Genomic DNA, 13,342 nt, shown 5'->3' with positions numbered 1-13,342 from the left:
TCGCCTGACCAAGCCCAGAACGCCCAAGACGAATGGGATGGTGGAACGCTTCAACGGCCGCATCGCTGATGTGCTCAAGACGCACCACTTTCATAGCGGGGAGGACTTGGAGCAGACTTTGTTGCGGCATGTGCAGCTCTACAACCACCACCTGCCCCAATCAGCCCTGCAGAGCAAGACGCCTATGCAGGCCATGCGTGGGTGGTACGATTCACACCCTCATTTGTTCCATCGGCGGCCTTATGATCGTCCGGGACTGGACACACCGCCTCGGGGCGTTGTTCGTAGGCCTTCTTGATCGGCTTTTGCGGGGTGAAGCCCCAACGCGCCAGGTACTTGCCAATGGTGCGCACTTGCAGCCGAATGCCAAACTCCTGCTCAATGAGCTGGCCCACGGTCGCCCAATGGTGCGAAAGAATTTGCCGCCCATGAGACGCATCTGGGCGAACGGGTGCTCGACGCGGGCACGGGTCTTGCCAATGCGGGTGTTGCGCTTTTGCTGGCGTGTGCTCAAGGGCTTGCCAGACTTGGCCTTGCGCTGGATGTGTTCGCGATAGCCCAGTGCCCCAAGCATTTCGCTGCGCTGCGCGCTGGGGGTAGCCCTTGTCGGCATAGACATCACGGCTGGTGTTGCGCTCATCAAGCACCGCATCGAAGTGCGTGCTGTCATGCTCGCTGGCAGTGCCGGTGACAATTTTGCGGATGAATTTGTGCCGCCCGTCCACGCTGATGCTGAACTTGTAGCCGTGGTAGCGTTTGCCGTGTTTCTTGGTATGGGTGGCGTGCAGGGCCTTTTGCCGGCGCTTGGCCTCGCTCCAGTCTTCGGGGGTCTTGCCCTGTGCAAGTTGCCCCTTCTGCTCATTGATGTAGTACTGGATGGGCGCGGACACCAGGGTTGCGTCGATGATTTGTCCGCTGCGCGCCATGAACCCTTGGCGCAGCAGCAGCCCGCCCACTGCCTGGAACAGCGCTGTCAAGCCTTCGACGCCCAGGCACTGCTGGTAGTGCCAGATGGTGTTCCGGTCGGGGATGGTGACGCTGTCGGCCAATAGGCAAAAGCGCTGGTAGCTCATGCGATCGAGCAGTTGGGTACTCCACTTGCTCGTCGCTGAGGTTGTTCAGGTATTTCAAGACCCGAATGCGCACCATGACGCTGGTGGGATATGGCGGGCGGCCGCCTTTGCGAGTGTCTGTGCGGGGCAGCAGTGCGTCGACCACTTACATTGTCTGACTTTTTCCAGGGCAGGCCAGGGAGCAGCGGAGGTTTTTAGAGGTTCCCGGTTGTCTGGTGCCGGCCAGATACGCGAGTTTCATGCAGCTTCCATAGTTCGCAACCACGCCCCCACCGCCAAAAGAGCCAAAGCTCCATTTTCAATAATGACATTCACCTTGACGTCAAACCAGCTCAAATTGATAAAAGCATCCACATGGTGAAAAGACGCCGCCCTGATACCCACAAACGCCACCAAGAACACCGCCCCACATAAAGCCATGATGGTGGACTTTGGCATGCCGAAAGACACCCACACCAAAACCGCACACAGCGTCAACCCCAACACGCTCCACGCAGCGATAAAGGCCACCTGCACGCGGCGACGGTCCTCATACCAGCCTTGGGCATGCGCCAGCATCCTGCCCAATTCGGTGAAGGCTGTTTGCAAGTCGAACTGTTTGTTCACCCCCAGCGCAACCACCCCCAGCAGCAAACACCACCACAAGCGCTTTTCAGTAACCTCCAGCCATGGCTCCAACATGGCCTCACGGGCAATCACCCTGAACACCATCCCTGCTGCCACAACGTAAGCCACTACAGTGATCCACCCCGCCAGCGTTGGATCACCAATGCCAGGAGACCAGCGGCCAATCCAACCCACGGAATTTGTCATTTATTCAATCTGGTCAAAATACGTCTGGCCGTCGCAAATGGATGCCTGATCCGCCATAACTGGAAATTATCCCAAATCGGGCGCAAAGATCGTACAGCACACCAGTCATCCGGCAGAATGCCATGAATTGGAACCGGCACACCCGGCCTGCACCACTCCAGGGGGGCAACAATCCTGGCACCTTTACATAAATTCAGGTACGCACCCCACCATGCAAATGTCGAATTGGTTATTATATTTCCACACCCGCATATCGACATCAAATACAACTGCTCATGCGGATTAAGCCCCTCCATATAAATAAATTTCTCACTTGCGGGAAAATTTTTCAGAAATTCTTTGGCCAAATCCAATCTATCAGCAAAAACCAATATGGTCTCATAATTATCAAAAAAACTCAACCCTTTCTGATAATAACCCGTTGGATAAAGAGGAAAAAATTCTCGCGTGGCAGCATAATCCGAATCCAAGCGCAAAGAGAGACTCAAAGCAGTAGAAAAATTAATATCATAACATTTTTCCAAAGCGGAATTCTTTATACTATCCCTAAAGGCAAACCATTGCTTGACGACGCCTTCATCTGCATAATATTTATTTGACTGAAAATACCCCTCTATGTCAGTATTGTCGTCAATATGCAGTGCACTTTCTGTGTACCCCGCCTCCACGGACTGACTAAATTTTTTATCCAAGCCACTTGGATAATCCGCACGCAAGCCTTGATCGGCAAGATCAAAAATTTGATCTCCTTCCCACTCTGGACACCAAAATTGAACACCCAACCGCTGCGCCCTGTCACGCAAGAAAGCATATTGAAACAACTGATTTCCAAGTCTGCCATAATTCCCCAACTTGCTGAATGCAATCATGCGCCACTCCATTTATTCTTCAAGAACCTCAACACACCGACGACATTTCTAACAACTGGCGCATGGTCATACCATCGCCTTGCATGCACATCCGTGGCTGAACTACGTTGAAAGGCCAATTCTGGCACGGCAATCAATGTAGTTAATTCAGGATGGTCTTTACGAAGCCACGAATATGCACCATCCACATGCATGGGCCCACCTTCGGGCGATCCTGGAGGGCGCTGAAGCAGCGCCTCAAAATACGCCGCCACCATTGGTACCGCAGAACCCCGCAAAGCAATGCAATGCGAGCCCATCAAACCGGTATCCGGCAAAACGGTTTGCAAGCCGGTTGCACCAGGCTGCGACTCAAAATCGTTCAATGCTCCACCGTAAACAATGGCCCAGTCCATTTTCTGTAAACCATCATCCAGTTGGGACAACATTGCGGTCACGTTTTTGCTGAAATCGCAATCATCTTCCAGTATTAAGATATTGTCCACGCCCTTGGCCTGAGCCATCTGCAACACGCCCAAATGACTCATAAAGCAACCCCGAGCGCCGATAGATGGAAATCCGCCCGGAGAATCCGGGCGCACCGCAGGGAAAAGCACCACCTTTTCGTGCTGGAGCGACAAACCCAGCCGCCGCAATTGCTGATCCATTTCACGCCGCCGGTCGGCACGCGCTGGCAGGTTAATCACAAAGATGGCATCAAAATGTTCCAGCCACACACCACACCTCACTTGTATTCGATCAATCGGCTATGGGTACGCCACAACCGGCCCCACGCAAACTGCAGAGCCCCCATAGCCTCCGGGAATTTGCCGAGCACCAAAAACGTTGCTCGCTGCAAGCCCCCTGGAAGGCGCCGTAAACGCAAAACCTGCAGCGGATATGCACAGCCCAGCAACAGCCATGCCGGATGGACGAGGCAGGCCAGCAGCAGCACGAGCACAGGCAACACCGCCCCCCATCCCAAGGCGCTCACCGTCTCCTTGACCCAATGCCGCTCCGGTGTCGCACCATGCAGCCAGGCACCTTGCGCAAATGCATGCCCTGCGCGCTTGCTGCGCCTCCACCACTGTCCAAAGCGCGTCATGGCCGCGTCGTGCAGCGTCATCTCGGCGTCCAGCCGGCGTATGCGCCAGCCGGCTTGCCGCAGCCGCACGCACAGCTCGGGTTCCTCACCGGCGATCAGGTCGTCGCGATAACCACCCACCTGCTGCAAGGCGCTCACACGCACCAGCGCGTCCCCACCGCAGGCCTTGGCATCGCCCACGGGAGTGTTCCATTCCAGATCGCATAAGCGGTTGTAAACAGAACTGTCTGGAAACCTCTCGCGCCGGCGCCCGCACGCTACAGCATAGGCCGGGTTTTGATCTAAAAAAAACAGCGCCTGGTCAAGCCAGCCATCGGCCACCACGCAGTCCCCATCGACAAACTGAACGAACTTTAGCCCTGGGGCCACCTGCAACAGCGCGCGCCAGCCCTCGTTGCGGGCACGTGCGGCAGTAAAGGGCACCCTCATGTCCAAATTGACAACATGCACGCCCATAGCCTGCGCCATGGCCACGGACCCGTCCGTGGAGCCCGAATCCACGTACACCACATCCGCCACACGATGCACCACCGACGCCAAACACGCGCGCAAACGCTCGCCTTCGTTACGGCCTATGGCCACCAAACCAATGCGTCCCAGACAGGTGTCAACCATGAGACAGTTCTCGCACTACCGCAGGCACACCGATTGCCAAAGCATGCGCTGGCACATCAACCAACACCACCGCATTAGCCCCAATTTGCGCGTGCGCCCCCACGCGAATGCCGACCAGCAATTTTGCTCCAGCCCCTACATCCACGTGCCCTTCCAGCACGGGCGCTTCTGTACCGGCTCGCGTACCAAGGGTCACTTGTTGAAAAAGCAGGCAATTCGGTCCGATTTTGGCCGCAGGATGAATCACTATTCCATTCGGATGCGGCAGCAGCAAACCGCCCTCAATCTGGCTGTTCAGCGGAATGTCGGCCCCACTCACCGCGCTCCAAAATCTGTGACGCAGCACGGCCCAACGGCAAAATAAGGGGGCCAGCAGATGGCGGCTGCCACGGTGCTTTTGGTAAGCGCGGATGCTTGCCAAAAGACTTTTACCCGGGTTCCACTCCCCGGGGCGTTTGTATTCACGGCTCCAGTCAGGCATGGTGCTGCTTACGTCTGAGTGCATGCCAGCGCCTTTCTGGGTTTGATGACAGCAGGGACGCCAAAGGCTACGTGGTTGTCGGGCACGTCGCACAGCACCACGGCATTGGCACCTATGGCCACGTTGTTCCCTATGCGTATATTGCCCAGCAATTTGGCCCCAGCCCCAATGTCCACGTTGTTGCCAATCTCGGGCGCACAGGGCTCACTTACCCGCCGCAGCCCCACGACCACGCCATTGCGTATGCGGCAATTGTCACCAAAGCTCGCATAACCACTGATTACGATGCCACCAAAATGATCAATCACAAAATTTTTACCCAACCGCACTTCGCACGGCAACTCAATACCTGTGACGATTTGCACCAGCTTGAACAACAACTTGTAAATGAATGAAAACAGTTTGCGCAGCAAAGCCGGGCGCACGCTATAGCGCCATCGGCCAAAGCGATACACCACCAGCGCCCAAAACCCCTGGGCCCCCCAGTCGCCGCCATGCGCGGCCAAGTCGCCTCGAATGTGGTGAAACATAATTATCTGGTGGGCTGCGTAGCCCAGCGAGTTTGCCTACACAAGCGCCAGGTTTGCCGCCAATGCGCCCAGTGATAGCCCGCCGCATCCCAGCCGCTCCTCTTCAGCAAGTCTTTGATCAACAGGTAAGCGTCACCCAAGGTCACCAACGCCAGGTGCCCCAGCAACCCACCCAGACCATAGTGTTTACGAAAATAAAGCAGTTCGCTTTCAATCTGCAAGGCAGAAATTTGCCGCCCCGCTGCAGACAATTCGCCCTCAGACTTGGCACTTTCGCCCCCAATGTGCACCACAGAGGTGTCGGGGTAATACACCACCTGCCAACCCGCCTCTTTCACACGCTTGCAGTGGTCCACCTCTTCGTAATACAAAAAGTAGCGCGGGTCAAACAAACCCAGCTGGTCCAACACCTGTCGGCGCACCAGGTAATAACACCCGGGCACCCAATCGCATTCGCGCACGCTCGCATGGTCCCATTCCATATCGTCAACCATGCACGTCTGGGGGAAAAACCGGCCCAACCCCGTTCGTGCCAAAAATACATTCCAGGGTGTGGGAAAGTAGCGACAGCTCGGCTGCAAGGCACCGTCGCGGCCCACCAGCTTCACGCCCAGCACCCCGCAACGCGGGTGGGCCTCCATATAGGCCAAAGTGCGCTGCAAGGTTTCCGGCTGCACAAAGGCATCCGTGTTCAGCAGCAGCACATAATCACCTTGCACATTTTTAAGCAGTTGATTATTGGCCCGGCCAAAACCCACGTTCTCGGCATTGACCTCCAAGCCCACAAACGGAAACTGCGCACGTAACACAGCCACCGAATCGTCACGCGAGGCGTTATCCACCACCCAATAACGCACCTGCAAACCCTGCCTCGCCCGCTCGCAAGCGTCAAACATAGGGGCCAGCAAACTGGCCGTGTTGTAGTTGACGATGAGGATGTCGAGCATGCTGCGCAAACTCATCCTGCCCTGCCGAGCGAATGAAGATGATCCGCAAGGCGCAAGGTCAACTGCAACAGCGGCATGGTCGGATTACCTCCGCCCCCGGTAGCAAATACACTGCTGCCCGTCACGTACAAGTTATTTACCCCAAAAACGCGGCAATTTTTATCCACAACGCCCCAATCTGGCGAAGCGGCCATGCGAGTGGTTCCCATATGGTGGGCGTGCGGAATCACAGGGATAGACTTTTTTTCATCCAGAATAAAATCACTCAACCGGACAAACCCCAAACCAGCCCTAGCAAACTGCATGGCAAATTCTTTAGCGATGGTTCGTATAGAATATTGATCTTCCTGACTCAATTCCCAGTGAACTTTAATTTTGCGCACTCCAAAAGAATCGCGCTCATCAAGCAATGTCACTCTGCTGCCGGCACGCGAGGGAAATTGCTCCAACAGGGTTCCAATTTGCCCAGCACCTGGACAATTAAAATTAGCGATAAACTGAACTTTATCCGCAATGTTCATATCGCAAGCAATTTTCTTCAAGAAACTCTTTACAGCCGCTGTGCGGCCATACGATTTTAGCTCTTGCAAAATACCTAAGGATACATTGCCCTTCCCTACCCCCATTTGTTTTGCTAACACATCCCCCGCAAAATATTGCCGGTCAGCCTCCGGAACACTTTCTGCATACACAAAAGTTCCCAAACCTACGTTAAAGTGTTCCATGAACGCTCGGCCAGCCCATTCCAATCCTGGCACTTTGGCGGCACGCATGCTATCGCTGTGAAGCAAATAGCGCGCATTTTCTAAAGCTCCCATTGCCAATACATAACGCTCTGCCTGAATTACAGCAGTTTGGCCGTTGTAATCCGCCACCTTTACTCCGTTTAGCTCTTGCCCGTTAGACTGGTAAAAAAGCTCCACGCAATTACAATTCAGCAGCAAGTCCAATTTGTTAGAGGCTTGCAATGCTGCGGCGTATTTCACTCCAAAGCGCGTAGGGGCGCTCAAAGCCCAATGATCAGCCAAAAACAAACCACCGGGCAAATCCGGATTTACGGCCTTAAAGCCCTCAGCAGGCAAATCCAAAATTTGCATTGCCTCCGGCAGATAGCGTTGCATTTCTTCAAAAGCGATCGGCCATCCTGGTAAACCGCCTTTCGGCGGGCGCATGAAATCATCGCGCTCAAATGGACGGCAGCGTCCCGCCCAATGGTTAGACGTTCCACCCAAATAGCGCAAGCGTGTGGAACCAGGATAAATGTCTGTGCCGCTAGATTGCGCTGATTGATAAATGGCTTGCGAGCGTTCACTGTATTCACGGTCGCCAGCCTCCAGCAACGCAGTGCGCCACCCTTTAGCGGCCAAGCCCAAGGCCAGGGTGATACCGGCCGGGCCGGCACCTATCACGCATACATCGTAGCGGGACAGGTTTTTAACTTGCTGAAAATCACGGATCATGCGCGTGCCGTCGCAAAGTAAGTGGCAGGCAACACCCACCCATTGACCACCACAAAGCCATCTGCGGCTGAGGGTGCTACAGACTTGCGCCGCAAAAGCGCAATACTCCATAGAGCCGCTCCACCAAGAAGCAACCACTGCCTGCGGCCAACCGATGGCGATCCTGCGTATCTGTCTTGCATGCTTTTTCCCTCTCAGATAAACGGCGCATCCGGCGTCTTGGGGCCAAAAAAATAAGCCACCCGGCGGCGCACCAATTCCGGTTCCAACGCGGGGTCGAACGCACCCTCGCGCTGCCTGATCAAGTCGATCCATGGATAGCTATTGCTGCGCTCTTCCACTCTCTGCAGCAACTCCTGAGTCGTACAAATGATGCGCGCCGGATTACCGCCAACTACCACGCCGGGGGGCACATCCTTGGTAACGACCGCACCTGCTGCAACGATCGAATTCGGACCTATAGTGACCCCTTGCAAGACAATGGCACCATGGCCGACGAAACAGTTGTCTTGAATAATCACGGGACCAACTGAGTCCAGTTTTTCCCGAACTGGTTATTCAGCACATTGATAGAAGCATCATGCCCCAAAAGTACGCAATCCGAAAGGATGACGTTAGTACCCACCCTAGTGTAAGCAGGGTCCGTTACCACACACCCAATGTTGATTGAAGTCTGATGACCAATGGACTGGAAACCACCCCAACGGGCCAAAAAACCACCCCACTCCAGACTATTTGGCTGGCAAACACGACGATACAGGCTTTGTGCCTTGCCAGTACGCCAACTGTACGCACGCACAATTTTTCGCAGCAGGCCCATCATGCAACACCCCCACCGCTTGGCACGCCCTCTATTTCGCCATTCTTAGCGCGCCCACAGGCTCGATGCAAGGCCCTTTCGAACTGCTGGCAAGATGCCTCCCAGCTGGCATCGGCCACTGTTGCAAAGGCGTTGGATGACATGGTTCGCCACTGGTCATCTTGCAATTCAAGCACTTTGGCCAAAGCCTCGGCAGCAGCTTCGGAATCATCTACATCTACCAAATAGCCGTTTATGCCATCCTTCACACCCTCCACCGGCCAACCGGTACGGGTAGAAACAACCGGAGTACGACAAGCCATGGCCTCCATGGCCATGAGATTGAAGCCCTCGCTGCGGCTTGTGGTTAACCACACGTCGCAGCTTGCATATAAATCCCTCAATGCCTCTTGAGGCGGTTGCACATGGAGCTCAACATACTCTGGTAAAAAATAAAGGCCAGAGGGCGGACGCCCGCACAAAGCAATTACACGCAAATTTGGGTATCTGTTTTTCAATTTATCAACTGCACTTAAGGCAATTTCTGCCCCTTTGAACTGGGCCTCGTGATATAAAATTCCCACCGTTGGAAACATATTTTTACCACGCGGCGGTGCATAAAAAAGCGCATGATCAACCCCATTAGGAACGAGCTCCACGGAATCATCCCCATAGAGATTTTCCATTAAATCTTCAAGCCATTTCGCGATGACCACTTTGTGAAATGGCAAACGGTAGGTGGCCTCGCATCGCGCACGCGGAACAAAATCAAAAACCTCATGGTGCTGAATGAAATAAACTCTGGCACCTCGGTCCGCTGGCAATTTCGCAGCCCATTCCGCCGTCTCCCACCATGTGCTTATCAAAACATCCGCACGAGGCACATCGGCCGCACCGGGAATTTTCCCAGAAGGAATTACACGATGCTCAAGATTTAAGCCATCGAGATGCGAAGCGGGTACGGGATTATATTTTCCCCAGCCCCTGCCGCGCAATAAATTTTTCAACCGCTGCTTCAGTGAAGGGACTTTTTCAGCCTGCGAAACAAGAATCACCTCGTGCCCGGCGCTGGCCAGCCACTGGGCATAAATGGCAACCACACGTATACCACCCGAATAGCCGACAGTGGGGAGAAGAAAAACAATTTTCATCGGCCTGTTATCGCAAAATTTTAGATAGTAACTTTTGCCAGGCAGTTCTCTTATCAGCCCAGCGTTTTGCACTTCTATTTTCTATCATTTCTTTAAGCAAGACATATTGAACCCACTCTTGCTTGGTTAACTGCGTCAAAAATTCTTTCATTTGCCGCTCCGCTTGCTCTCCCAAATATCCGCTACCCTTGGGATGCTTTACACAGACAGACAAATCCCGCAAGACCAATAAATTATTTGATAAAGAATAAACTATCGAAGCCCAATCCAGCCCCCACCCCAGGTTATTTTCACGAAAATTCATATTCTTGAGGCGCTCCACAACCGAATTCGACAAAGCCCAAACAATACCGTCCGTTTGCGCTACATGTTTAATATTCTCATCATCGGAGTCGGATATTGCCACAACTTCCAAATCCCACGGAGTATAATTAACCTCAGGCGCCCACACCCCAATGCGTTCATATTTATTAAAAGCAAACCTACATCGCTCAATCAAACGCTTCCAACCCGCCTCATCCAAAGTTGCGTCCGCCTGAATCTGCAGCATCACATCGCCATCAAAACGCCTCAAGCACTCTTCAAATTTTCTTCCATAGAACCAATCATCAGGAACTCTAACTATTTCACCAACCCCCTCATAATCTATTTCACTAGAATTGGAGTACACAACCGTCAATCGCTCCACATGCGGCAATACCATAGTCGCGATGATCTCACAAGACCTTTCCCAACCTGTCCACCCTATAATAAAAACATGCAGTCGCATACAAATAATTCTTTTATCTTCCACGCATCGCGCAATATAATAAACGCCACGAATCCATAGCCAGCGGAGAATTTTTTAATGCACTCCATGCATATTTGCGAGCAACTCTGACATTTCTCCCGGACAATGCCCACCAAGCCCAACGCTGGTATATTTCTACACTATTTTCCAACCGGAAATTTACCTCATTTTCTTGCGGATCATATTGCACTAGCCCACGGCGCTCCTCTGCTTCTTTGATTGCCCTCCGTGCGGCATGAATCTGTTCCTCCCGATGCTTGTACCCGATACTTCCGGGATGTTGCCGATATCTAAAAAGTATCTCTTGCAGATTGACTAGTTGCCCTTGCTCAGCCATACGCAGAAACAAGTCCAAGTCTTCGGCATGCTTAAATGCTGAACGGTATCCCCCCACCTCCAAAACCGTTTTTCTACGCATGGCCGCTGCAGGGTGGACAATCGCACCACCATGCCCCTGCATGTGTGCAGCGTCAATTGCCGCGTGTTCAAACGTTTCCACAAAGGGGCATAGGAAATCACCATCTGGGTCTATCAGCATCACACGGCACCCCACCGCCACGCACTCCGGGTGCGCGTCCAAATAGGACATTTGCTTTGCAAAGCGGGTTGGCAAGCATAGGTCATCGGCATCCATTCTAAAGAGCACCTCAGCGCGAGCCAGTTCTACGCCCTCATTCAGAGTGTATACCAACCCCCTATTTTCGCGGGTAATAACGCGGCAGCGTGCATCCAGAGCGGCATAGCGCCGCATTACTTCCAGAGAATCGTCAGTACTCCCGTCATTCAGCAAAAGCAATTCAAAATCGGTGAAGGTTTGCTGCAGCACAGATTCAATAGCAGACGTCAGGTATTTTCCCGCGTTGAACACCGGCAAAATAACACTGGCTTTAGGTTTTACCTGCATTTTTATCTTCTCCCGCCTCTTGTTGGATCATTCTTCCTGCAGCCATCTTATAAATCATGCCACATCGTGCCAATGTAGATGTTCTATGCGCAATCATCAGCACCACCATTTCAGGGTTAAGGCTGTAAATGGCATCCATAACCTTGCTTTCGGTGTCGCTGTCCAGCGCACTGGTTGCCTCGTCCAAAATTAACACATCGGCATTTTTGTAAAGTGCCCTGGCTATGCCTATGCGCTGGCGCTGACCACCTGACAATTGCACTCCGCGCTCCCCGACACGCGTATCAAGGCCTTGGGGCAGCTGGTTGACTACATCTCTCAGTTGCGCCTGATCTACGGCGGCCCATAAACGCGGCATGTCTATGGCCTCTTTGGCTATGCCCAGCGCAATGTTTTCTGCGATGCTGCTGTCGGTCAAAAAAATGGCCTGCGGCACGTGGGCTATGCGCTTTTGCCAAGCCTGCATATTGGCCGCAGTAAGCTCTATCCCATCCACCAGCATCTTGCCCGCTGTAGGCGACAGCAAGCCCATGATCAAGTCAATGAGCGTGCTTTTGCCACTGCCGGTGGCCCCCACAAAACCAATGCGCTGCCCTCGGGTTATTTGTAAATCCACTCCTTTAAGCACGGCGGGCAAGTTATGGCCATAAGAGAAAAAAATCCCTTGCAAGTCCAGCAATGGCGCTTTCGGTGTTGCCTCGGGTTTTTGCATTGCCAAACGCCCTGCATTCTGCGCCGCTGGCACTGGCAATTGCAGCAAAGCGATGGCGTCCGCTGCGCCAGACTGGTTGCCCTGCATATAGGCCACTGCGTTATAAATGTTTTGCATATGCGGCAAGACACGCTGGGCCCCCAGTGCCAGCGCACCCAGCACAGGCACAGCCTGTGCCGCACCGCCCGCCTGTTGCGTAAGGTAATAGGCCAGAAAAACGATCAGCACCATGCCTGCGCTTTCCACCACGTATTTGGGGGCGCTGGCCAGCACGTTGTTCAGCGCCTGGGCTGTGCGCTGCGGTCGGTCACTCCCAGCAAATGCGGCCACATACACCTGGTGGTTGCCGTCCAATATCACGTCGCGTATGGCGCCCACCCCTTCTTGTAGCGCTTTGATTTTTTGTGCTTCAGCTACCGCTATGACCTGTCCATTGCGGTGCAGTTGGCGCTTGGCCCAGCGGTTGATGAAGAAATACATGCCGCCAAAGGTCAGCCCCGCCATCAGGGCTACTTGAACGTTGACCAACAACATGCCCACGAGCAATACCACGGCCATGACGCTGGCAATCAGCAATTGCATGGCCGGAGCCAGAAAGCCCATGACCAAAATGGAAACCTTGCCAACGCCGGCCAAAGTTTCGCTGCTGTTGTGCTGCAAGTGGTAGCTGTAGGGCTGCTGCAAAATGCGGCGGTACACCTCTTCGCCCAGGTCTGCCCCTACCGCAAACACAAAGCGCGAGCTTGCCCAAGTCAGCAGCAGGCGCAAAACGGCCGCCGCCGCAGCCAGCACCGCAAAAAGGCCCGAGGCCGCCAACAAGGGGGTCACACCCCACCAGCCGGCAACACCCTGCAAGGCGCGCGCCGCCACTGGTGGCAGCGCTGCCCTATCTGGTTGGGTCAGCAGGGCCAAAAAAGGCAGTATGGCACCCATGGTGAACAACTCTGCAGCCGCGCCCACCACCATCAGCAGCAGCACCATCAGCATTTGCCAGCGGCGGCGTGGGGTTAATTGGGCATAAACGTCTCGAAGCAGTTGAAGCATGGCGGGTAGCAACGGGCCCGCATGGGCCCCCTCTGGTTCACGGCAGCATGTTGTGTTGGCCTTAGACTGC

At 54.0% G+C, this 13,342-nt stretch carries 14 protein-coding genes and 2 pseudogenes; 1 reads left to right on the top strand and 15 read right to left on the bottom strand.

Annotated elements, in window-relative coordinates:
• Positions 1-298: integrase core domain-containing protein (locus tag FK527_RS15895; protein WP_144735499.1), on the top strand; the 298-nt coding region annotated here is incomplete at its 5' end.
• Here the strand turns inward: FK527_RS15895 and FK527_RS17660 are convergent.
• The 15 genes and pseudogenes from FK527_RS17660 to FK527_RS15820 form a co-directional block, all read right to left on the bottom strand.
• A pseudogene (locus FK527_RS17660) lies at positions 264-401 on the bottom strand (helix-turn-helix domain-containing protein); the annotation flags it as partial. The gene FK527_RS15895 and the pseudogene FK527_RS17660 sit on opposite strands and share 35 nt — an antisense overlap.
• Positions 386-1,215 (bottom strand): annotated as a pseudogene (locus FK527_RS17655) (IS5 family transposase); the annotation flags it as partial. The pseudogenes FK527_RS17655 and FK527_RS17660, both read right to left, overlap by 16 nt.
• A 95-nt stretch (positions 1,216-1,310) precedes the next feature.
• Positions 1,311-1,886, bottom strand: coding sequence for a hypothetical protein (locus FK527_RS15880; RefSeq protein ID WP_144735493.1), 576 nt, complete (start codon positions 1,884-1,886; stop codon positions 1,311-1,313).
• Positions 1,883-2,755 (bottom strand): alpha-1,2-fucosyltransferase, encoded by an 873-nt coding sequence (locus FK527_RS15875; protein ID WP_186298459.1) that lies wholly within the window; start codon positions 2,753-2,755, stop codon positions 1,883-1,885. The genes FK527_RS15880 and FK527_RS15875 overlap by 4 nt, the downstream gene beginning before the upstream one ends.
• The gene (locus tag FK527_RS15870) at positions 2,752-3,471 is read right to left on the bottom strand and encodes a glycosyltransferase family 25 protein (protein ID WP_186298458.1); all 720 of its coding nucleotides are present in this window, start codon (positions 3,469-3,471) and stop codon (positions 2,752-2,754) included. The genes FK527_RS15875 and FK527_RS15870 overlap by 4 nt, the downstream gene beginning before the upstream one ends.
• Positions 3,472-3,479: 8 nt before the next feature.
• Positions 3,480-4,454: a glycosyltransferase family 2 protein gene (locus tag FK527_RS15865; protein ID WP_144735487.1), complete on the bottom strand. Its 975-nt coding sequence runs from the start codon at positions 4,452-4,454 to the stop codon at positions 3,480-3,482.
• Positions 4,447-4,935 carry a serine O-acetyltransferase gene (locus FK527_RS15860; protein WP_222116169.1) on the bottom strand — a complete coding sequence of 163 codons (489 nt, stop codon included), beginning with the start codon at positions 4,933-4,935 and terminating at the stop codon, positions 4,447-4,449. Before FK527_RS15860 ends, FK527_RS15865 begins: the two co-directional genes overlap by 8 nt.
• A gap of 8 nt (positions 4,936-4,943) precedes the next feature.
• Positions 4,944-5,465, bottom strand: coding sequence for a serine O-acetyltransferase (locus FK527_RS17720; protein WP_144735483.1), 522 nt, complete (start codon positions 5,463-5,465; stop codon positions 4,944-4,946).
• A gap of 2 nt (positions 5,466-5,467) precedes the next feature.
• Complete coding sequence (locus FK527_RS15850) at positions 5,468-6,412, bottom strand: glycosyltransferase family 2 protein (protein WP_222116168.1); 945 nt, start codon at positions 6,410-6,412, stop codon at positions 5,468-5,470.
• Between the two features lie 11 nt (positions 6,413-6,423).
• Positions 6,424-7,872, bottom strand: coding sequence for an FAD-dependent oxidoreductase (locus FK527_RS15845; RefSeq protein ID WP_144735479.1), 1,449 nt, complete (start codon positions 7,870-7,872; stop codon positions 6,424-6,426).
• Between the two features lie 194 nt (positions 7,873-8,066).
• Complete coding sequence (locus tag FK527_RS17715) at positions 8,067-8,393, bottom strand: acyltransferase (RefSeq protein WP_281287838.1); 327 nt, start codon at positions 8,391-8,393, stop codon at positions 8,067-8,069.
• Positions 8,394-8,691: 298 nt separating this feature from the next.
• A complete protein-coding gene (locus FK527_RS15835) occupies positions 8,692-9,822 on the bottom strand; it encodes a glycosyltransferase family 4 protein (protein ID WP_144735475.1) in 1,131 nt (376 codons plus the stop codon).
• A gap of 7 nt (positions 9,823-9,829) precedes the next feature.
• Positions 9,830-10,591 carry a hypothetical protein gene (locus FK527_RS15830; protein WP_144735473.1) on the bottom strand — a complete coding sequence of 254 codons (762 nt, stop codon included), beginning with the start codon at positions 10,589-10,591 and terminating at the stop codon, positions 9,830-9,832.
• 13 nt (positions 10,592-10,604) lie between these two features.
• Positions 10,605-11,516, bottom strand: a complete 912-nt coding sequence (locus FK527_RS15825) for a glycosyltransferase family 2 protein (protein ID WP_144735471.1) — start codon at positions 11,514-11,516, stop codon at positions 10,605-10,607.
• Positions 11,500-13,272: an ABC transporter ATP-binding protein gene (locus tag FK527_RS15820; protein WP_186298457.1), complete on the bottom strand. Its 1,773-nt coding sequence runs from the start codon at positions 13,270-13,272 to the stop codon at positions 11,500-11,502. The genes FK527_RS15825 and FK527_RS15820 overlap by 17 nt, the downstream gene beginning before the upstream one ends.
• Positions 13,273-13,342 lie beyond the last annotated feature (70 nt).

The sequence above is a fragment of the Extensimonas perlucida genome (assembly GCF_007655255.1).
Classification (GTDB): Bacteria; Pseudomonadota; Gammaproteobacteria; order Burkholderiales; family Burkholderiaceae_C; genus Extensimonas; species Extensimonas perlucida.
The sequence above is the reverse complement of the archived record's forward strand: the minus strand, read 5'-3'. Positions and strand labels throughout refer to the sequence as shown.

Coding starts and splice junctions, on each gene's coding strand:
- FK527_RS15850 (WP_222116168.1), bottom strand. CDS start 6,412: ATGCTCGACATCCTCATCGTCAACTACAACACGGCCAGTTTGCTGGCC.
- FK527_RS15865 (WP_144735487.1), bottom strand. CDS start 4,454: ATGGTTGACACCTGTCTGGGACGCATTGGTTTGGTGGCCATAGGCCGT.
- FK527_RS15835 (WP_144735475.1), bottom strand. CDS start 9,822: ATGAAAATTGTTTTTCTTCTCCCCACTGTCGGCTATTCGGGTGGTATA.
- FK527_RS15875 (WP_186298459.1), bottom strand. CDS start 2,755: ATGATTGCATTCAGCAAGTTGGGGAATTATGGCAGACTTGGAAATCAG.
- FK527_RS17720 (WP_144735483.1), bottom strand. CDS start 5,465: ATGTTTCACCACATTCGAGGCGACTTGGCCGCGCATGGCGGCGACTGG.
- FK527_RS15880 (WP_144735493.1), bottom strand. CDS start 1,886: ATGACAAATTCCGTGGGTTGGATTGGCCGCTGGTCTCCTGGCATTGGT.
- FK527_RS15820 (WP_186298457.1), bottom strand. CDS start 13,272: ATGCTTCAACTGCTTCGAGACGTTTATGCCCAATTAACCCCACGCCGC.
- FK527_RS15830 (WP_144735473.1), bottom strand. CDS start 10,591: ATGCGACTGCATGTTTTTATTATAGGGTGGACAGGTTGGGAAAGGTCT.
- FK527_RS15845 (WP_144735479.1), bottom strand. CDS start 7,872: ATGATCCGTGATTTTCAGCAAGTTAAAAACCTGTCCCGCTACGATGTA.
- FK527_RS15825 (WP_144735471.1), bottom strand. CDS start 11,516: ATGCAGGTAAAACCTAAAGCCAGTGTTATTTTGCCGGTGTTCAACGCG.
- FK527_RS15860 (WP_222116169.1), bottom strand. CDS start 4,935: ATGCCTGACTGGAGCCGTGAATACAAACGCCCCGGGGAGTGGAACCCG.